The sequence below is a fragment of the Streptomyces sp. NPDC093984 genome (genome assembly GCF_044764595.1).
In the GTDB taxonomy this organism is placed as follows: Bacteria; Actinomycetota; Actinomycetes; order Streptomycetales; family Streptomycetaceae; genus Streptomyces; species Streptomyces cynarae.
Genome location: NZ_JBIWIM010000016.1, coordinates 81,745 through 101,010, shown reverse-complemented (window position 1 = coordinate 101,010; position 19,266 = coordinate 81,745). Strand labels below are relative to the sequence as shown.

Here is a 19,266-nt window from a genome sequence, read left to right as displayed (position 1 = left end):
GTCGGCGGGCTGGTCAGGTCCATGGCCACCGAGAGCGTGCCCCTGGCCTTCACCGCCGCGGGCAGCAGCTTCACCGCCTTCGCATCCGGCTTCACACCGACCGAGATGTCGTCGGTGTGCTCGGCCGACGAACCGGCACCCCCGCCCCGCGCCGTGCTCTTCGCCCCCACGCTCTGCGCGGTGCCGCCCGACCCGCACGCGGCGAGCGCGAGGGCCAAAGCCGTCGTGACGATCGAGACGCTCAAGTGTCTTGTGACTCGCATGAATGCTCCTTACTCAAGGGGAAAGCGCGCTGGGAGGCCGCTCAGATCCCGGATGGGTGGCTGTTTGGAACTGGGCTGGAGCGATCCGGAACTCGTCAGACTGGGCGTTCGTGCATCAGGGGATCCCGGATGCGGTCCAGCATCTCCAGGCCGTCCTGGTCCGCGGACTTGACGAGTTCCTTGTTCTAGGGGCGGGGATCCGCCTCGTCGGATCCGGCTCCCACGCCGGGCATCCGGAGGGTGTGCGTCGCCTGGTCGGGGTTCCGTGTGGTGGCGATGGCGGCCAGTTCGGCGCCGGTGGCGACGGTCAGACCGTGCATGCCGTAGACGACCCACCCGTCGGCCGGGGAGTAGACCTTGTGCTCCCGGCTGTCGGCTGGATCGATGATCCGGCCGAGGACCTCGCCCTCCGCCACGTTGTCACCGGCGGAGAACTCCGGGTACCACAGGCCGGCGGCCTCGGCCGTGACACCGGCGGCCCAGACCCATTCGCGGACGGTCGCCGGGGCCGGGTCGTCGGCGCCTGTCATCCCGTCCGGGTCCAGCACGCCCAGGTGGCGCAGCGCCCGGACGAGGCCGTCGACGCGGCGACGAGCCGTGGCCCCGTCACGCTGCCCGAGCGCGCCCACCTCGACGAGCACCGCCGAGATGCCCCGGCGGGCGGCGGCCGCGTGGCTGTTGCCGCCCTCGGGCGTCAGTCCGACGATGACGTCCTCGATACCGAAGGACCCTGCCAGCGCGGCGGTCGCCTTGTCGAGGTCCGGGTCACCGGTGAGGCGGTAGCCGACGAAGTCCCGCAGGACCTGGTCGATGCCGCCGCAGTGCAGGTCGACGAAGACGTCGGCGCCGTCGACGATGTGAGAGAAGAGCCAGGCGGCCAGCCGCTCGGTGGGGCTGCCGTCCGGGTCGCCGGGGAAGACACGGTTGATGTTCACACCGTCGAGCGGGGAGACGTTGAGCCGCCCCTGGTATACCGCCGGCGGGTTGGCGACGGGACAGATGATCACCTGCCCGCGCACCTCGCCGGCTTCCAGCAGGGTCGTCAGCCGCGCGGCGGCGTCGATGGGCGTGAACTCGCCGCCGTGCACCCCCGCGGTGATGACGACCCGGGGGCCGGGGCGGGTGCCGTTGACCAGGGTCAGCGGGATGTCCACGGTGAGGGTACCGAGGTCGGCCCGCACGGTGCCGCGCGCCTTGGTGCCGGGCTGGGCCTGAAGGGAGCCGACAGAGAGGGCTGTGTCGTTCATGCTCATGCCTCCGTGCGGCCGACGGTGGAGATGAAGTCGATGGGCTGCTCGGAGGTGCCGTCCAGCGCGAGGTCGGCCGCGATGTCTCCGAAGGCGGGCGATAGCTTGAAGCCGTGGCCGGAGAACCCGGCGAGGAGTACGACGTTGTCGGCGCCGGGCAGCGGGCCGACCAGCGGGCGGCTGCTCTCGGTATAGCCCTCCATGTAGACGGAGAGGCGGGTCGGGTCGGGGTGCAGATCCGGCATGTGACGCCCGATCAGCTCGGAGAAGATCTCCAGTTCCTGCGGCTGCACCGTACGGTCCAGCTGGTTGGGGTCGCCCGCGATCCGGTGCAGGGCGCGGGACAGGCCGAGCTTGACGGAGATGCCGTCCGGGGAGGGCAGGCCGTAGCAGTGCGTGGGGGCCGTACGGATGAAGGCGGGGCGCTCCTCGCCGAACCAGGCGTCGGGGGTGGTGGGCACGAACCAGGCGCTGACGAGGCGGCGGATCTCCACGTCCCACGGCAGATCGGGCAGCAGGTCGTTGACCCAGGGGCCGGGGGTGACGACGGCCGTGTCGAAGCACTCGCTGCCGGCGTCGGTGCGGATCTCGACACCGTTCGCGACGGGGACGATCTCGCGGACCGTGGTGTAGCGGTGGATCACGGCGCCCAGCTGCTCGGCGCGGCGGGCCGCGGTCTGGATCGTAAGCTCGGGACGGATGAAGCCGGCGCGGCGGTCGAGTACGGCCGCGTCGCCGTCCTCGATGCGGTACTGCGGGAAGCGCTTGGCGAGCGCCTCGGCATCGAGCACCTCGTGGTCGAGGTCGTGCTCCGCGATGGACTGAAGGACGGTGGCCATCTGCTGGTGCTCCGTGGGCCCCATCAGCAGGCATCCGGTCAGGCGGCGCAGCTCGCGGCCCGTTTCCTGCTGGAGCTGCTCCCACAGGGCGTCGGCGTGCTTGAGGAGCGGGACGTACCGGGAGTCCTCGAAGTGCGCACTGCGGAAGATGCGGGTCTCGCCGCCGGCGGCACTGCGGTCGTGGCCGGGGGCGAACCGGTCGTACCCGACGACCTCGGCGCCGCGGGCCGCCAGCCGCCAGGCGGCCTGGCTGCCCATCGTTCCGACGCCTACGACGGCGACGCGCTTCCTGGCAGCTGACACAGGACTTTCCTTTCGTATCGCCGGGGCGCATGCTGGGGCCCCTGGCGTGGGGCTGTTCGATTCCAGGTGGTTTGGACGGGGCCGGGCCCGGAGGAGGCCCGCGGCTCGCAGCCGCCCGTTGTCTCGGAGTTTCGGCTCGGGACCCCCAGAGCCGTGCCACATTGTGGAATGCTGTGCTAGAATCTGGCACAGAGAATGGCAGTGGCCCGGAGGGGAGTCAAGAGGGTGTCCAGCAGAAATTTCGAGGATTAACAGGGGGAAACCGGATGGAAATGAAGAGCGTCATCAGGTCGCTGCGGATCCTGGAAGCCGTGGCCCAGCATCAGCCGGTCACGGTCGGGGAGTTGACGAAGATCTTCGGCCTGCCGAAGTCGACGGTGCAGCGCACCCTGGTCACACTGGCGGAGGCCGGCTGGCTGCGCGCCAATCGCAAGGACACCACCCGCTGGGAGATCGGCGCCCGCGTCCTCGCCGTACGACCCGCCGCCCTGCAGGGCTCCAGCCTGTTCGCCGCCGCCCGCGAGCCCATGATCCGACTCCGGGACGCGCTGAACGAAACCATCCACCTGTCCGTGCCCGACACCCTGCAGTGCATGGTCGTCGTGGACCGCGTCGACTCCGACCACGCCGTACGGACCTTCCACAACGTGGGCGACACCTCTCCGCTGCACGCCACCGCTGTCGGGCGCGCCGTCCTCGCCCACCTTCCGAAGCAGGACGTCGAGGATCTCGTCGCGCGGGGACTGGAACGCTTCAGCGACACCACTCCCGCCGACCCCGAGGAACTGCGCGCCGAGCTGGACCGGATCCGCCGCGACGGCTACGCGGTCAACCGCAATCAGTACCGGCCAGGCGTCTGCGCCCTCGCCGCGCCCGTACTCAGCGAGGACGGAACACCGCTGGCCGCCGTGGCCATCTCCATGCCCGATTCCCGGTACGACGCGGACCGGGTGCCCGAGTGGGGACACCTCGTCGCCGGCACGGCCGCGGAGATCTCCGGGCGCCTGATGGCGGGCTGAACAGAAGGCGGTGACCCAAGAGCCCCACCGGTGAGGGCCGGCTCCACGCACCGACGTGGGAGCCGGCCCTCAGTGCATGCCGCGGCAGCGAGCACCTCGCGCCCGGCCCTTCCCTCGCCCCGGCGTGGGTCGACTGCACCACACATGCCGGAATGTGGAACACTGTGCTAACATCCGGCACGGCTCGGATCCAGGGCTCTGGGAGGGGGTCAAGAGGTGATCACACCAATCCACGCAACTGACGGGGGCACCGCATGGAGATGAAGAGCGTCACCAGGTCGCTGCGCATCCTGGAAGCCGTCGCCCAGCACCAGCCCGTCACCGTGGGAGAGCTGACAAAGCTGTTCGGCCTGCCCAAATCGACCGTGCAGCGGACCTTGGTCACACTCAACGAGGCGGGCTGGCTGCGCGCCAGCCGCAAGGACACCACCCGCTGGGAGATCGGCGCCCGCGTCCTCGCCGTACGACCCGCCGCCCTGCAGGGCTCCAGCCTGTTCGCCGCCGCCCGCGAGCCCATGATCCGACTCCGGGACGCGCTGAACGAGACCATCCACCTGTCGGTGCCCGACGCCCTGCATGGCATGGTCGTCGTCGACCGCGTCGACTGCGACCATGCCGTACGGACCTTCCACGCCATCGGCGACACCTCACCCCTGCACGCCACGGCCACCGGACACGCGGTCCTCGCTCATCTGCCGAAGTCCGAGATCGACGAGTTCACGGCGGGCACGCTCGAGGGTTACGGCGAGGAGACCATCACCGACCCGGTGGAGTTGCGCGCGGAGCTCGGCCGCGTGAGAGACCGTGGATACGCCGTCAACCACAACCAGTACCTCCAGGGTGTCTGTGCCATCGCAGCACCGGTCCTGGACGGTGACGGCGTACCGCTGGCCGCCGTGGCCGTGTCCCTGCCCGACTCCCGCTTCGAGCCCGGCCGACTCGCCGAGTTGGGGCAACTGGTGACCGACACCGCGGCGGAAATCACCGCCCGCCATCTGCGCTGAGGGCGGCGGACCCGGGCCGGACGACGGCCGCGTATTACCCGGGCAGGCCGATCCCCGTGCCGGCCTGGAGGACTGTTCGGCCGGGCACGGGGCGGCCCTCGCGGTGCGCGATGGGGCGTATGTCAGGGCAGGACCACCGCCCTCATCGCACGGGCACCGCGAGGTACTGGTACTCCAGGAACTCGTCGATACCGACCCTGCCGCCCTCGCGGCCGAGCCCGGACTGCTTGACGCCGCCGAACGGCGCGGCCGGGTTGGAGACGAGGCCGGTGTTGAGGCCGACCATGCCCACCTCCAGACGCTCGCTGACGCGCAGGGCGCGGTCCAGGCCCTCGGTGAAGACGTAGCCGACCAGGCCCCAGGGGGTGTCGTTGGCGTGGCGTACGACCTCGTCCTCGTCGTCGAAGGTGAGGATCGCGGCGACCGGGCCGAAGATCTCCGTGTCCATCAGGCGGCTGTCAGGGTCGACGTCGGTGAGCACGGTCGGCGGGTAGAAGCAGCCCGGGCCCTCGGGCGTACGGCCGCCGACGAGCACCCGGGCGCCGCGCCCCACCGCGTCGGCGACCAGTTCCTCCACTTTCGCGCGCCCGGCCCTGTCGATCAGCGGGCCGACATCGACCCCGTCCCGGGTGCCGGGGCCCACGACCAGCGCGCCCATGCGCTCGGCCAGGCGCCGCCCGAACTCCTCCGCCACCGAGTGGTGTACGAAGAAGCGGTTGGCGGCGGTGCACGCCTCGCCCATGTTGCGCATCTTGGCGACCATCGCACCGTCCACGGCCTTGTCCAGGTCGGCGTCGCCGAAGACGATGAACGGGGCGTTGCCGCCCAGCTCCATCGAGGTCCGTACGACCGTGTCGGCGCACTGGGCCAGCAGGAGCCGCCCGACCTGCGTGGAGCCGGTGAAGGAGAGCTTGCGTATACGCCCGCCGCGCAGGAGCGGTTCGCACACCTCGCCCGCACGGGAGGTGGTGACGACGTTCAGCACGCCGTCCGGCAGGCCGGCCTCCTTGAGGATCGCGGCGAGCGCCAGGCTGGACAGAGGGGTCTGCGGGGCCGGCTTGAGCACCATCGTGCAGCCTGCCGCGATGGCCGGGCCGATCTTGCGGGTGCCCATGGCGAGGGGGAAGTTCCACGGGGTGATCAGCAGGCACGGGCCGACCGGGCGGCGGGAGAGCAGCATGCGGTTGCGGCCGTCGGGCAGGGTGCCGTAGCCGCCGTCGATGCGGACGGCCTCCTCGGAGAACCAGCGGAAGAACTCGGCGGCGTACGCCACCTCTCCCCTGGCCTCGGCGAGCGGCTTGCCCATCTCGGCCGTCATCAGGTGCGCGAGTTCGTCGGTGCGCTCGAGGATGATCTCGTACGCGAGGCGCAGGATCTCGCTGCGTACCCGCGGTGCCGTACGGGCCCACTCCTCCTGGGCCTGCACGGCCGCGTCCTCCGCGAGCCGGGCGTCCTTGGGCCCGGCGTCGGCGACGTGGCAGAGGATCTCGCCGGTCGCGGGGTCGTCGACGGGCATGGTGGCGCCGTCCTCGGCGTCCACCCAGGCCCCGCCGATGAACAACTGTGTGGGTGTGTCGGTCATGAGGTCTCTCCTGGTCGGTCGGCGGCGGGGTCGAGAAGTTCCGCCAGGTGCAGGGCGCGGATGCCCCGGTCACCGGCGAGGTGGTCGATCTGGGTGGCGCAGCTGAAGCCGTCGGCCACGACGACAACGGGTGCGTCCTGGTCGATGCCGTCGAGGCGGGGTTTCAGGGCCAGGTCGGCGACGGCGATCGAGGTGTCGTAGTGCTGTTCCTCGAAGCCGAAGTTCCCGGCGAGTCCGCAGCAGCCCTCGGCCTCGTCGACCTTCCGTACGCCGAGGCGGCCGAGCAGGTCGCGAGGGTGGCGCCCCTTGAAGGTGGCGTACTCGTGGCAGTGGGTCTGCAGGACGACGCTCGTAGGCAGTTCCGGTGGGGTCCAGTCGGGAGCCGCCAGGTCGGTCAGGGCGCCGGTGAGGGTGTGGACGCGGGCGGCGACGCGGCGGGCGGCGCGGGTGCCGAGGAGTTCGGGCACGTCACGTTTGAGGGCGGCGGCGCAGCTGGGTTCGGCCACGACGATGGGGCGGTCGTCGCCGTTGTCCAGACGAGCCACCGTGCGGGCCATGATGCGGCGGGCGATGGACAACTGGCCGGTGCTGACCCAGGTCAGGCCGCAACACAGGTCGTCCTGCGCCGTGCAGGGGATTCCTGCGTCGACGAGAACACGGCTCGCGGCTCCTACCACCTCGGGGCGGAAGGCGCGGGTGAAGCTGTCGACGAAGAGCAGTGCCTTGGCAGGTTCGCCGGTCTGCGCGGCGCGCAGAACCTTGCGCAGCGTCCGCCGGGAGGCGAAGGCCGGGATCCTGCGCTTCGTGGTCACGCCTCCAAGGCGGGCCAGCAGCTTGCCGACCGGTCCGCGCAGCAGCGCGTTGACGGGGCGGGCGGCGTATCCGGCGAGGGCGGAGGTCAGGGGCAGCCAGCCCAGTGAGTAGTGGGAGCGGGGCCGGAGTCTGCCCTTGTAGTGCTGGTGCAGGAACTCCGCCTTGTAGGTGGCCATGTCGACGCCGACCGGGCAGTCACTGGAGCAAGCCTTGCAGGACAGGCACAGGTCCAGGGCGTCGCGGACCTCGGTCGAACGCCAGCCTTCCTGGACGGTCCCGCTCCGGACCATCTCCTGCAGGAGGCGGGCCCGGCCCCGGGTGGAGTCGTTCTCCTCCCCCGTGGCCCGGTAGCTGGGACACATCACACCGCCCGCGTCGCTGCGACATCGGCCGACACCGACGCAGCGGCGCACGGCACCCGCGAAGCCGTCCTCGTCGTGCGGGAAGGAGAAGAGCGTGTCGACGGGCAGCACGTCGGTGGGCGTGTGCAGCGCGAGGTCGGCGTCGAGCCGGGCCGGGGCCACGATGATGCCGGGGTTGAGCAGCCCCTCCGGGTCGAAGATCTCCTTGAAGGCGGCGAACGCCCGGATCATGCGATGGCTGTACATGACTTGAAGCAGCTCACCGCGCGCCCGCCCGTCCCCGTGCTCGCCCGACAGGGTTCCGCCGTGCTCGACGACCAGGGCGGCGGCTTCGGACAGGAAGCGGCGTGCGGCGGCCCGGCCGGTGTCCGTGGCCAGGTCGAAGTCGATGCGGACGTGGACGCAGCCGGCGCCGAAGTGTCCGTACAGCACGCCGGTCAACTCGTGGGCAGCGAGCAGCTCGCGGAAGTCGCGCAGGTATGCGGCCAGGTTCTCCGGTGCGACCGCCGCGTCCTCCCAGCCGGGCCAGGACTCCCCGCCGTCCACCAGGCGCGCGGCGAGACCGGCCCCGTCCTCGCGGACGCGCCACAGCGAGCGCCGCTCGGCCGCGTTCTCCACGACCCGCCCGCCGGTCATGCGGCCCTGGGCCTTGAGCACGTCGAGCAGTGCGGCGGCGCGGGCATTCACCGCGGCTTCGTCGTCGCCATCGAGCTCGACGTACAACCAGGCACGCCCCTCGGGCAGGCCGGTGACGGAGTCCGGGCCGCGGCGGGCACGCATGGTGGCGACGATCGCCTCGTCCATGCCCTCCACGGCGGTCGGATTCCAGCGCAGGATCTCCGGGACGTCCTCGGCCGCGTCGACGACGTCGTCGTAGCCGAGAGTGAGAAGGGCCGTAACCTGTGCGGTCGCCACCAGGCGGACCGTCGCTGCGGTGACGACCGCACAGGAGCCCTCCGTGCCCACCAGGGCGCGGGCCATGTCGAAGCCGTGCTCGGGCAGCAGGTGATGCAGCTGGTAGCCGGAGACCTGTCGGGGTATCCGGCCGAGCTCGGTGCGGATCGGAGCCAGGTTGGCGTCGATCAGACGCCGTACGTCCGCCTCCAGCCGGGCGACACGCTGGACCGCGTCCGTGTCGTTCGGGTCGGCGGCGCGCAGGCCGGTGCGGTCGGCGACGGCCCGCACGCCGTCGGCCGTCACGATCTCCAGCGCTTCGATATGGCCACTGGTGCGTCCGTGCCGCACCGACCGGTTGCCGCACGCGTCATTGCCGATCATCCCGCCGAGGGTGCAGCGGCTGTGCGAGGACGGGTCGGGGCCGAAGGTGAGCCCGTGCGGGGCGGTGGCGGACCGAAGCGCGTCCAGGATCACCCCGGCCTCGACACGCGCCGTACGCGACTGAACGTCGATGTCCAGGATCCGGTTCATGTACCGGGAGAAGTCCAGGACCGCGCCGGGCCCGACCGCGTTCCCCGCCATGCTCGTCCCGCCACCACGCGCGGTGACCGGCACGCCCGCTTCGCGGCAGGCACGCAGCACCGCGCACACGTCGTCGGCGTTACGGGGGAAGACCACGGCCCGCGGAGGGACCCGGTAGTTGGAGGCGTCGTAGGCATAGAGGCCGGTGGGACCCGGGCCGGTCTCCACCCGCAGGCCGGGAGCGGTCTCGGCGAGCCTCGCGACCACCGGCTCCAGGGCCGTGGTGGTGTCGGTCATCGCCGTGCCGCTCCGGATGTGCCGACCTCCACCGCGGTCGCCCACGCCTGAAGGCCCTCGTCCACCGCCGTTTCGTCGATCACGAGCGCCGGGATCATGCGCACGACCTGGTTCCAGGCCCCGCACAGCAGCAGGAGCAGGCCCTCATCCACGGCGGCGCGCTGCACCCGGGCGGCGGTCTCGGGGTCGGGGCTGCCGTCCTCGGTGACGAACTCGGTGGCCAGCATCAGCCCGAGCCCCCGCACGTCCCCGATGCCCGGCGTCCGGTCCGCCACCGCCTCCAGACCGTGGCGCAGCCGCTTGCCCATCGCCTCGGCGTTCTCGACGAGCTTCTCGTCGCGTACGACGTCGAGGGTGGCGCAGGCCGCGGCGCAGGCGACGGCGTTGGCGCCGTACGTACCGCCCTGCGAGCCCGGCCACGCCTTGGTCATCAGCTCCTCGGAGGCGGCAATCCCCGACAGCGGGAAACCGCTGGCCAGACCCTTGGCGGTGATCAGGATGTCCGGGGTGACACCGAAGTGCTCGTGCCCCCAGAACCGGCCGGTGCGGCCGACGCCCGTCTGTACCTCGTCCAGGATCAGCAGGAAGCCGTGCCGGTCCGCCCGCTCCCGCAGCCCTTCCAGGAAGGCCCGGGTCGCGGGCACATACCCGCCCTCGCCGAGCACCGGCTCGACGATGATCGCCGCCGTGTCGGCCGGAGAGGAGATCGTCTGGAGCGTGTAGTCCAGCTCCTTCAGGGCGAAGCGGGTCGCGGTCTCCTCGTCCCAGCCGTAGCGGAAGGCCGACGGGAACGGAGTGACGACCACACCGCTCATCAGCGGGGAGAAACCCGACCGGAAGCGGGTGCCGGAGGTGGTCATGGAGGCGGCGGCCACGGTACGGCCGTGGAAACCGCCGTGACAGACGATGACATTGGGGCGGCCGGTGGCCTGCCGGGCCAGCCGCAGCGCGGCCTCCACCGCCTCACTTCCGGAGTTGGTGAAGAACAGGCTGTCCAGGCCGGCCGGCAGTACCTCGCCCAGCTTCTCGACCAGCCGCCGCAGCGGCTGGTGCATGACGGTCGTGTACTGGCCGTGGACCAGCGTGCCCACCTGCTCCTGCGCGGCCGCCACGACCTTGGGGTGGCAGTGTCCGGTGCTGGTGACGCCGATGCCGGCGGTGAAGTCCAGATAGCGGCGGCCGTCCTCACCATAGAGGTGGACGCCCTCGCCCCGGGCCGCCACCACGGGCGTGGCCTGGCGAAGGTGCGGCGACAGTGCGGTCATGTTCGGCTCCCGGCCTCGGTCGTCGGTATGCGTCGGTCTCCCCGAGCATCTCCGCAGACCAGGGCTGCGCCAACGCGCGATCTGTCCAGCCGGAACGCGGTAACCGGACGTTGTGTCAACCGCATCGGGGCGTGCCGGGTGCCGGTGCCCGCCGGACGGCTCTTGCGCAGGTCAGCGACGCTTGTCACAGTGGCCGGGCACTCCCCGGAGCTCTGGGCTCCGCTCGAGCAGGGGACCCTGATGGAGACACCGTGAACGACAACAACCCCGCCGCCCAGGAGCCCATCCGTCCGCTCACCGTGGCCGACGTCCTGGCCCTTCCCGTGGTGGCCGCCGGGCAGCCCCAGGTCGTCACCGGCGTGCCCCACCTGGACCGGCCGGTGAAGTGGGTCCACATCACCGAACTGACCGACCCCGCGTCCTTCCTCAAGGGCGGCGAACTCGTCTTCACCACGGGCATGCCGCTTCCGGAGGACGCCGCCGGCGTGCGCCGGTACGTGGACGAACTCGCCGACGTCGGGGCCGCGGCGCTGGTCATCGAACTCGTCCGCCGCTACCACCGCCCGCCGGACGTGCTCGTCGATGCCTGCCGCGTGCGCGGCCTCCCTCTCGTCACTCTGGCCAAGGACGTCAACTTCCTGGAGGTCACCCAGGTCGTGCACGCGCTCCTGCTCGGCAACCAGGCGGACACGATGCGCCGCACCCAGCGCATCCACGAGGCGTTCACCGCCCTCACCCTGCGCGGCGCCGGACCTGAGGACGTGGTGCGCGCGGCGGCGGAGATGAGCGGCCGAACGGTCGTTCTGGAGAACCTGGTCCACCAGGCACTGATCTGCGAACCGTCCGGAAGCACGGTGGAGGAGGCACTCACCGACTGGGAACAGCGCTCCAGAACCACAAGGACCGCCGACCATACGGCGGTATGCGGCCCGGAGGGCTGGCTCACCGCACCCGTCGAGTACCAGGGCGAACGCTGGGGCCGTGTGGCCATGCTCCCGACTTGCACTGACGACGGGCCGGCCTTCGGACCGCAGGACATCACCGTCCTGGAGAGAACGTCGATGGCACTGACCGTCGCCCGCCTCATCCACCCCACCCCCTGGGAGCGCACCGCACACCGAAACGCCCTGCGCGACCTGGTCGAACAGCGCCACCGCTCCGCCGAGGACGCCCGCACCCGCTGCGCCGCACTGGGCCTGCCGACGGACCGAAGCCGTTTCGTCGCGACCCTCGTTGACTTCCGCACAGGGAATGGGGGAACCGAGCCCGAGACCCGTCTGTTCCACGAGCTCCGGACGGCAGGCATCTGGGCACTCGTCGGCGAACTGACCCCCGACCGCCTCGGCATCCTGCTGGCCCTGCGCCCCTCCCAACCCTGGCACCCCACCGTCGAACGCCTGTGTGGTGCCGTACTGGGCCTGGACCCGCAAGCAGTCGTCAGCGTCGGCTCGGAGGTCACGGATCTCCCCGAGGCCGCCCGCTCCTTCCGCGAGGCGGCCCGCGTCGCCGAGGCCACCCCGCCCGGCCAGCCCCTCCCCCCGGACCGCTCCTACCACGAACTGTCCGACATCGGCCTGCGCCGCCTGCTGCACGCCCTCCGCGAGGACACCCGGATCCAGGAGTACACCGAACGACAGCTCGGCCGGCTCATCGACCACGACGCCCAGCACGGCACCGACCTGCTGACGACTCTGCGCCACTACCTCGACGCGGCCGGCAACAAGACCGTCGCCGCACGCCGGGGCGGTCTCTCCCGCGAAACCATGTACCAACGCCTGCGCACCATCGAGCGCCTCCTCGACCGCGACCTCGAATCCGGCGAACAGCGCACCGAACTCCACGTGGCTCTCACGGCACTTGATGTGCTGCGAGCCCGATGACGAGGAGCGACCGCCACTCGACCGGTGAGTCTGCGGTGGGAGATGAGGGTTCAGGCGGTGGCGGCGAACGCGGGGAAGTACTCGGCCTCGCGTTCGTAGCTGCGGTGCAGGCGGCGCCAGCCTCCCAGCCGGGCACGGTGCGCTCGATCGTCCAGCGGATGCCGGCCCAGCCGCGTGGAGGACTCGATGCCGACGCTCTCTGCTTTGTCCGGGCAGCCCCGCGGGGCAAGTGTTCGTCCTGCAGATCATCATCGTGGTGTTGCTGGTCGTGGCCGCATTCATTGCCCTCGTGCTGTACGCGCGGCAGAGACTCAGCTCGATCGGCCGCCCGCTGCGCTCAATGGTCCCGGGCGTATGCGGCGATTTCCCGCTCGTGGTACGGGAAGAGCACTCAGTAGCGTGCCGTCCTTGATGCTGGCCGAGGCGGACAGCAGGTGGAGCTTGGTTGGCGCGGGTAGGTATGGGCCGGTGATTCCGGTTGGCGGCTGCGCCGGGAAGCGCGTGGAGCGCGCCGGCCGCAGCCGCTTGTCATGCCGGTGCGAGTCAGAGCGCCGTGAAGGTCCACAGCAGGTTGGTGCTGCTTCCGTACGCCCACTGCTTGGTGACGGAGCCGGAGGCGACGTTGCCGCCGCCGTCGAGGACCAGGCCGGTGGTGCGGTTGGCGATCGTGTGGCGGCCGTCGCCCCGGTGGGTGATGGTCCACTGCTGGTTCGTGCCGCCGTTCCACGGCGCCTGCCGGGCCGCTGAACCGTTGGCGGTGGCCCCCCAACCGTCGGCGACCATGCCGTTGGTGCGGTTTACCAGCTTGTAGTAGCCGCCGCCGACCTCGACCGCCTGCCACTGGAGGTTGGGACTGCCGTCCCAGGTCCACTGCTTGAGGTCGGACCCGGAGGCCACGTTGCCGCCGCTGTCCAGGACGAGGCCGTTGGTGACGTTGGTGACCCGGAGGTACGTCGACGGGTTGAACTGGACCTTCAGCGATGTGACCTGGTCGTTGTTGCCCGTCACCCTGAGATCGGGGTTGTCGGCGGTGAAGGTCCATGAGGTGCCGGTGAAGTTGTCTCCCGAGTAGCCGATCACCTGGAAGCCGGGAGCCAGGCGCAGGGACGAGACGGTGAGTGGGTCGATGCCTGCGAGCGTCAGTTGGTCCGCCGTGTAGTCGCCGACGGAGAGCACGCCGCTCGTGCCGGAGTAGTTGACGTCCTTGTAGAGCACGGCGCCTGAGAGGGGCCGCAGGCTGGGGATCTGCCCCGAGAAGGCGAGCTTCAGGACATACGCGTTGGCGCTGAACGGTGCCGACGACGGCAGGGTCACCTTCAGCCCGGAGGTGTCCTGTGCGGGCGTGGCGAGACCGATGTAGGTGCCGGCCGTCGAGTCGAGCAGCTTGACCGAGGCCAGCGAGGAGAGGTCGATCCGGTCGGAGCTGAGGGTCGTGATCGTCAGCGAGCTGCCTGGCCAGCCCAGGACGGTGGCGTACAGGACCGTGCCGGCCTTGTTCCGGGTGAAGCGTATGTCCTGGGCAGTGCCGGCCCTTGGTGTGGTGAAGGAGCCGCCGCCCATCTTCGTCGGGCCTTCGCCGTACGCCGTCCAGGGCCGGGTCGAGTAGACCGACTCGCCGAAGCGCTTCAGGTAGTCGCCGATGCCGAGCAGGATGTCCTTCTGTGCCTGTGGGATCGTGCCGTCGGCCATCGGCGCGATGTTCAGCAGCATGTTGCCGTTCTTGCTCACCCGGTCGATGAGCGAGTGCAGCATCTGCTGGGTGCTGTAGTAGCCGATGCCCTGCGTGTAGCACCAGCTCGAGCTGGAGATGCTGTCGTCGGTGAGCCAGTACGGGGCGGTCAGGTCGGCCGGGCCGCCGCGCTCGTAGTCGAAGACCTCGCCCTTGTTGTCGAGACCGTCCTTGTAGGTGGCGACGACCTCGCGGCCCCACGCGTTGGCCTGGTTGTAGTAGTACGACAGGAAGTTCAGGCGCTGCGTCTCATCGACCGCCCTGAGATCGAAGTCCTGCCAGAGGATGTCCGGTTGGGCGAGGTCGATGACCTCCTTCAGCTTGTCGTACCAGAGCTGGTTCTCCTGCGTCCTGCCCAACTGCCCGTAGAGCTTCTGCAGGCTGGGGTCCGACTGGGCGGGGACGTGGTCGTAGTAGCCGTTGAAGTTGTACGCGTGGTGCATGGCGACCAGCAGCTTGAGACCCTTGGCCCGGATCGCCGTGGTGAACAGTTGCAGCAGGTTGAGCTTGGGGCCCTTGGCGACCGAGTTCCACTCGTTGACCTGGCTGTTCCACATGGAGAAGCCGTCGTGGTGTTCGGCGACCGGTCCGGCGAACCGCGCGCCGGCGTCGACGAACAGCTGCGCCCACTCGTCGGGGTCGAAGGTGCCGCCCGCCGACTTCAGCTTCGGTGCGAACTGCACGAAGTTGCCCGCCAGGTCCTTCGCCCCGTTGATGAAGTTGTGGTACGGCCACACGGACGGGTCGCCGTAGGTCGCGATGTGGTGCTGGTTGACCGCGTCGCCGCTGATGTACATGCGGCGCGGATACCACTCGTTCCCATAAGCCGGAACGCTGAAGGCGCCCCAGTGGAAGTAGATGCCGAACTTGGCGTCCTGGAACCACTCGGGGGCGGGCGGGTGCTGGTCGACCGAGGACCACGCGGGGGTGTAGGTGCTCGGTGCCGCCTGTGCGACGCCGGTCCCGAGGACGCCGCCTGCGACGGCTGCCGCGGCGACGCATGTGGCGCCGGCCAGGACCTGGCGTCGGTTGAACGAGCTCGACATAAGGACATCCCTGGAGTGGGGGACAAAGGGAAGACACGACGTCCATGGCTCCGGAGCGCCGGACGTTACGCATGAAGTTCGCTCCTGTGACTCGCTGATGTCAACGGGCGTGCAGGGATGAAAGCACCTCTTGACTCGCGATTTCGTTCGTATATAGGCAGTTAAGTTCTGTTTGCGGGGTGCCAGACATGGAATGTCTGCGCGATGCGCGAAGGGTGCGACGCCACACCGGAGGTCTGCGGGCAAGCCGTCCGCACATCACGGAGGCACCTCGATTGATGGGATTGATTTAGCCCAACGGTCACTCCCTTGAGCCCCACGGCCACCTACTTTCCAGCGACTTCTCCCAGGACCTAGACAGCGAACCCAGTCGCCACCTATACATACATCCCATCTCTTCGATGCGGCGGCACACGGCTGTCGCCCTGCGAACCATCTCCCGCTCCGGGACCAGCGCGAGGAAGTACCGATGAGACTCAGAACCGCCCTGTGCTCAGCCGCCTCGGCCCTGTCCGCCCTGGCGCTGCTCACCGCCTGCAACAGCGGCTCGGGCAGCTCGGCGTCGTCGAGCGACGCACCGCTGGTCGGCGTCGACTACCCGCGTTCCGACACCGACTTCTGGAACTCGTACATCAAGTACACGCCGGAGTTCGCCAAGCAGCTCGGCCTCTCGCTCAAGACCACCAACTCGCAGAACGACGTCGCCAAACTCACCGCCAACGCCCAGACGTTCATCAGCCAGGGCGTCAAGGGCATCGCGATGGCCCCGCAGGACACCGCCGCCATCGCGCCGACCCTGGCGCAGCTGGAAGCGAAGAAGATCCCGGTCGTCACCGTCGACACCCGCCCCGACACCGGCAAGGTCTACATGGTCGTCCGCGCCGACAACCGCGCGTACGGCGAGAAGGCGTGCACCTACCTCGGCACCAAGCTCGGCGGCAAGGGCAAGGTCGTCATGCTGCAGGGCGATCTCTCCTCGATCAACGGGCGTGACCGCACCGAGGCGTTCAACGACTGCATGAAGAAGAACTACCCGGGCATCAAGGTGTTCGGCGAGGCCACCAACTGGGACGGTGCCGTAGCCGCGCAGAAGCTGCAGACGGACCTGACCGCCAACCCGGACATCAAGGGTGTCTACATGCAGTCCAGCTTCGCGCTGTCCGGGACGCTCCAGGTCCTCAAGCAGAAGGGCCTGCTGGTCGGCCCGAAGGACAAGAAGCACGTGTTCGTCGTGTCCAACGACGGCATCCCCGAGGAGCTGAAGGACATCGCCGCCGGGCAGATCGACGCCACGGTCTCCCAGCCGGCCGACCTCTACGCCAAGTACGCCCTGTACTACTTGAAGGCCGCCATCGACGGGAAGACGTTCCAGCCCGGCAAGACCGACCACGACAGCACCATCGTCAAGGTCCGCGACGGACTGCTCGAGGACCAGCTCTCGGCCCCGCTCGTCACCGCCGACGGCGGCACCTACGGCGGCATCCCCAGCCTCAAGAGCGACGACAAGTCCCTGTGGGGCAACAGCCTCGGCTGACACCACCTTCCGATGACCAACGGCGAACAGCACCAAGGCGGTTGAGATGAGCGACGGGGAACGAGCAGTCCGCCCCGCACCCGCCCCGACGGACGACGGACGGATCCCGGCGGATCCGCCCGTCGTCGAGGCGACGGGCATTGTCAAACGATTCGGTCCGACGGTGGCCCTGAACGGCGCCCGGATCACCATCAGGCCCGGTGAGACGCATGCCCTCGTCGGCCGCAACGGAGCCGGCAAGTCGACCCTGGTCTCCGTCCTCACCGGCCTGCAGGCCCCGGACGAGGGGACGGTGACCTTCGGCGGCGACCCGGCGCCCCGGCTCACGGACCGAGACGCCTGGCGCCGGCGTGTGGCCTGCGTCTACCAGAAGTCGACGATCATCCCCACACTGACCGTCGCCGAGAACCTCTTCCTGAACCGGCACGACCGCGGCCGCCACCGGCTGATCAGCTGGCAGGGCGTACGCCGCCGCGCGAAGGACCTGCTGTCGACCTGGTCCGTGGACGTCGACCCGCAGACCCCCGCCGCCGATCTCAGCGTGGAGCAACGGCAGTTCGTGGAGATCGCCCGCGCGCTGTCCTTCGGCGCCCGGTTCATCATTCTCGACGAGCCGACCGCCCAGCTCGACGCAGCCGCGATCAACCGGCTCTTCGACCGCATCCGCGATCTGCAGCGGCAGGGCGTGACCTTCCTGTTCATCAGCCACCACCTGCAGGAGGTCTACGAGATCTGCGACATGGTGACGGTGTTCCGGGACGCCCGCCACATCCTGACCTCGCCGGTCGCCCAACTCCCCCGCACCGAACTCGTCGCCGCCATGACCGGTGAGGCGGCGGCCGACCGGCGCGAGGAACGGGCGAGCACCCTCGACGCCGACGCCACGGCCGCGCTCAGCGTCCGCGGTCTGAGCAACGAGACCTACGAAGACATCACCTTCCAGGTCGGCGCCGGGGAGATCGTCGGGCTCGCGGGGGCCGCGGGCAGCGGACGTACCGAAGTGGCCGAGACCGTCGTGGGACTGCGGGCCGCCGACACCGGCGAGGTGCAGATCGCCGGCAACCGCCCCCGTCCCGGCAGCGTGCCCGCCGCGCTCGCCGCAGGCGCCGGGTTCGTCCCCCAGGACCGGCACCACCAGGGCTTCGTGCCCGACATGTCGATCGCGGACAACTCCACACTGTCCGTTCCCCGCAGGGTCGCAAGGAACGGATTCCTCAGCCGCAGCCGACGGGACCGGCTCGCCGAGGGGATGATCGAGCACCTGGCGATCAAGACGCCCGGCCCGGAGCTGCCCGTCTCCTCCCTCTCCGGCGGCAACCAGCAGAAGGTCGTCATGGCCCGCGCCCTCGCCGACAACCCCCGGCTGCTGGTCCTGATCAACCCGACCGCGGGCGTGGACGTGCGCTCCAAGGAGTTCCTCCTCGGCAAGGTCGAGGAGACCGCGGAGACCGGTACCGGAGTGCTCATCGCCTCCGACGAACTCGACGACCTGCGCATGTGCGACCGGGTCCTGGTGATGTTCCAGGGCCGTGTGACGACAGAGATCTCCCGCGGCTGGCACGACCACGACCTCGTGGCCGCGATGGAAGGAGTGGACCTCCATGCCTGACACCGTCCTCGCGGACACCCCCGCTCCCGGGACCACCGAGCCGAAGGGCAAGCGGAACGGCCTGTTCGGCGGCCGGATACCGCTGGCCCGGCTGCGCGACCTCGCCCTCGTCCCCGCCATCGTGGTCATCGCGATCGTCGGCCAGATCGTCAACCCGGTCTTCCTGCAGACGGACAACCTCATCAACGTCCTGCAGACCATGTCCGAGATCGCCCTGCTGGTCCTCGCCCAGACGATGATCCTGATCGTCAAGAAGATGGACCTGTCACTGGAGTCCACCATGGGCCTCGCGCCCGGCGTGGCAGCCTGGCTCGTGGTGCCGACCGGTGCCGGTCACGGCCTCGGCCTGCTGCCCGGTGCCTGGGCGATTCCCGTCACGCTCGCCGTGGGCCTGCTGGTCGGCGTGATCAACGCCCTGCTGATCATCCGCTTCGGTCTCAACGGGTTCATCGTCACCCTCGGCATGCTGATCGTCCTGCGCGGCGTCCTCACCGGCATCTCCGGCGGCCAGACCTTCTTCCAGCTGCCGAAGTCGATGCTCTACCTGGGCACCGCGGAATGGTTCGGGGTGCCGGCCTCCATCTGGATCTGCCTGGTGCTGTTCGCCGTCGCCATCGTCGTCCTGGGCTGGACCAGCTTCGGCCGCTCGCTCTACGCCATCGGCGGCAACGTCGACGCGGCGAAGGCGGCCGGCATCCGCACCGACCGGGTGCTGTGGATGGTCATCGTCACCGGCAGCGTGCTCGCGGCCCTCGCCGGACTGCTGCTGTCCGGGAGGCTCGCCTCGGTGGCCTCGGCACAGGGCAACGGTTATATCTTCACCGTCTTCGCCGCCGCAGTCATCGGCGGGATCAGCCTCAACGGCGGCAAGGGCACCATGTTCGGGGCGTTCAGCGGCATCCTCCTGCTGTTCATGATCCAAAACGTGCTTACCCTCGCGGGCGTCCCCGCGCAGTGGATCGGTGCCCTCAACGGCTTGATCATCCTGGTCGCCCTGACCATCTCTCGCATCACCGGCGGCAAGGTCCAGGAGTGAACCAGGCGGCCGTCGCCGC

12 protein-coding genes and 1 pseudogene are annotated in these 19,266 nt (G+C 69.9%); 6 read left to right on the top strand and 7 right to left on the bottom strand.

The genetic code is table 11. The features are described from left to right. The 3 genes and pseudogenes from ACIRC0_RS34960 to solA all read right to left on the bottom strand — a co-directional run. Positions 1 to 263: pseudogene (locus ACIRC0_RS34960) on the bottom strand (ABC transporter substrate-binding protein); the annotation flags it as partial. A gap of 185 nt (positions 264 to 448) precedes the next feature. Continuing rightward, positions 449 to 1,510 carry a succinylglutamate desuccinylase/aspartoacylase family protein gene (locus tag ACIRC0_RS34955; protein ID WP_403624637.1) on the bottom strand — a complete coding sequence of 354 codons (1,062 nt, stop codon included), beginning with the start codon at positions 1,508 to 1,510 and terminating at the stop codon, positions 449 to 451. A 2-nt stretch (positions 1,511 to 1,512) separates the two neighbouring features. Continuing rightward, positions 1,513 to 2,652, bottom strand: a complete 1,140-nt coding sequence (gene solA, locus ACIRC0_RS34950; RefSeq protein ID WP_403624634.1) for an N-methyl-L-tryptophan oxidase — start codon at positions 2,650 to 2,652, stop codon at positions 1,513 to 1,515. 272 nt (positions 2,653 to 2,924) lie between these two features. Between solA and ACIRC0_RS34945 the strand changes: the two genes are divergently transcribed. Both ACIRC0_RS34945 and ACIRC0_RS34940 read left to right on the top strand, forming a co-directional pair. Further along, positions 2,925 to 3,671: an IclR family transcriptional regulator gene (locus ACIRC0_RS34945; protein WP_403624657.1), complete on the top strand. Its 747-nt coding sequence runs from the start codon at positions 2,925 to 2,927 to the stop codon at positions 3,669 to 3,671. Between the two features lie 260 nt (positions 3,672 to 3,931). Then, on the top strand, positions 3,932 to 4,675 hold the full coding sequence (locus tag ACIRC0_RS34940) for an IclR family transcriptional regulator (RefSeq protein ID WP_403624654.1): 744 nt from the start codon (positions 3,932 to 3,934) through the stop codon (positions 4,673 to 4,675). Positions 4,676 to 4,817: 142 nt separating this feature from the next. Here ACIRC0_RS34940 and ACIRC0_RS34935 read toward each other — a convergent pair whose 3' ends face one another. From ACIRC0_RS34935 to ACIRC0_RS34925, 3 genes are read right to left on the bottom strand one after another with little or no spacing between them, the layout of a single operon-like run. Continuing rightward, entirely contained in the window at positions 4,818 to 6,257 is a 1,440-nt protein-coding gene (locus ACIRC0_RS34935; RefSeq protein ID WP_403624631.1) for an NAD-dependent succinate-semialdehyde dehydrogenase, read from the bottom strand. Next, positions 6,254 to 9,148, bottom strand: a complete 2,895-nt coding sequence (locus tag ACIRC0_RS34930; protein ID WP_403624628.1) for an FAD-binding and (Fe-S)-binding domain-containing protein — start codon at positions 9,146 to 9,148, stop codon at positions 6,254 to 6,256. Before ACIRC0_RS34930 ends, ACIRC0_RS34935 begins: the two co-directional genes overlap by 4 nt. Beyond that, complete coding sequence (locus ACIRC0_RS34925; RefSeq protein WP_403624626.1) at positions 9,145 to 10,413, bottom strand: aspartate aminotransferase family protein; 1,269 nt, start codon at positions 10,411 to 10,413, stop codon at positions 9,145 to 9,147. Before ACIRC0_RS34925 ends, ACIRC0_RS34930 begins: the two co-directional genes overlap by 4 nt. A gap of 251 nt (positions 10,414 to 10,664) precedes the next feature. Between ACIRC0_RS34925 and ACIRC0_RS34920 the strand changes: the two genes are divergently transcribed. After that, a complete protein-coding gene (locus ACIRC0_RS34920; protein WP_403624623.1) occupies positions 10,665 to 12,293 on the top strand; it encodes a PucR family transcriptional regulator in 1,629 nt (542 codons plus the stop codon). Between the two features lie 543 nt (positions 12,294 to 12,836). On the opposite strand, the gene ACIRC0_RS34915 is transcribed toward ACIRC0_RS34920, so the two are convergent. Then, positions 12,837 to 15,068 (bottom strand): alpha-L-fucosidase, encoded by a 2,232-nt coding sequence (locus tag ACIRC0_RS34915; RefSeq protein ID WP_403624620.1) that lies wholly within the window; start codon positions 15,066 to 15,068, stop codon positions 12,837 to 12,839. 469 nt (positions 15,069 to 15,537) lie between these two features. On the opposite strand from ACIRC0_RS34915, the gene ACIRC0_RS34910 reads away from it, so the two are divergent. From ACIRC0_RS34910 to ACIRC0_RS34900, 3 genes are read left to right on the top strand one after another with little or no spacing between them, the layout of a single operon-like run. Beyond that, positions 15,538 to 16,602 (top strand): sugar ABC transporter substrate-binding protein, encoded by a 1,065-nt coding sequence (locus ACIRC0_RS34910; protein WP_403624617.1) that lies wholly within the window; start codon positions 15,538 to 15,540, stop codon positions 16,600 to 16,602. Between the two features lie 46 nt (positions 16,603 to 16,648). Further along, on the top strand, positions 16,649 to 18,211 hold the full coding sequence (locus tag ACIRC0_RS34905; RefSeq protein ID WP_403624614.1) for a sugar ABC transporter ATP-binding protein: 1,563 nt from the start codon (positions 16,649 to 16,651) through the stop codon (positions 18,209 to 18,211). Then, a complete protein-coding gene (locus ACIRC0_RS34900; protein WP_403624611.1) occupies positions 18,204 to 19,247 on the top strand; it encodes an ABC transporter permease in 1,044 nt (347 codons plus the stop codon). The genes ACIRC0_RS34905 and ACIRC0_RS34900 overlap by 8 nt, the downstream gene beginning before the upstream one ends. The last annotated feature ends 19 nt before the right edge of the window (positions 19,248 to 19,266 follow it).

What these genes read in the sequence shown, in the direction of transcription:
- ACIRC0_RS34955 (WP_403624637.1), bottom strand. Translation starts at nt 1,510, where the DNA reads ATGAACGACACAGCCCTCTCTGTCGGCTCCCTTCAGGCCCAGCCCGGC.
- ACIRC0_RS34945 (WP_403624657.1), top strand. Translation starts at nt 2,925, where the DNA reads ATGAAGAGCGTCATCAGGTCGCTGCGGATCCTGGAAGCCGTGGCCCAG.
- ACIRC0_RS34940 (WP_403624654.1), top strand. Translation starts at nt 3,932, where the DNA reads ATGAAGAGCGTCACCAGGTCGCTGCGCATCCTGGAAGCCGTCGCCCAG.
- ACIRC0_RS34935 (WP_403624631.1), bottom strand. Translation starts at nt 6,257, where the DNA reads ATGACCGACACACCCACACAGTTGTTCATCGGCGGGGCCTGGGTGGAC.
- ACIRC0_RS34930 (WP_403624628.1), bottom strand. Translation starts at nt 9,148, where the DNA reads ATGACCGACACCACCACGGCCCTGGAGCCGGTGGTCGCGAGGCTCGCC.
- ACIRC0_RS34925 (WP_403624626.1), bottom strand. Translation starts at nt 10,413, where the DNA reads ATGACCGCACTGTCGCCGCACCTTCGCCAGGCCACGCCCGTGGTGGCG.
- ACIRC0_RS34915 (WP_403624620.1), bottom strand. Translation starts at nt 15,068, where the DNA reads ATGTCGAGCTCGTTCAACCGACGCCAGGTCCTGGCCGGCGCCACATGC.
- ACIRC0_RS34910 (WP_403624617.1), top strand. Translation starts at nt 15,538, where the DNA reads ATGAGACTCAGAACCGCCCTGTGCTCAGCCGCCTCGGCCCTGTCCGCC.
- ACIRC0_RS34905 (WP_403624614.1), top strand. Translation starts at nt 16,649, where the DNA reads ATGAGCGACGGGGAACGAGCAGTCCGCCCCGCACCCGCCCCGACGGAC.
- ACIRC0_RS34900 (WP_403624611.1), top strand. Translation starts at nt 18,204, where the DNA reads ATGCCTGACACCGTCCTCGCGGACACCCCCGCTCCCGGGACCACCGAG.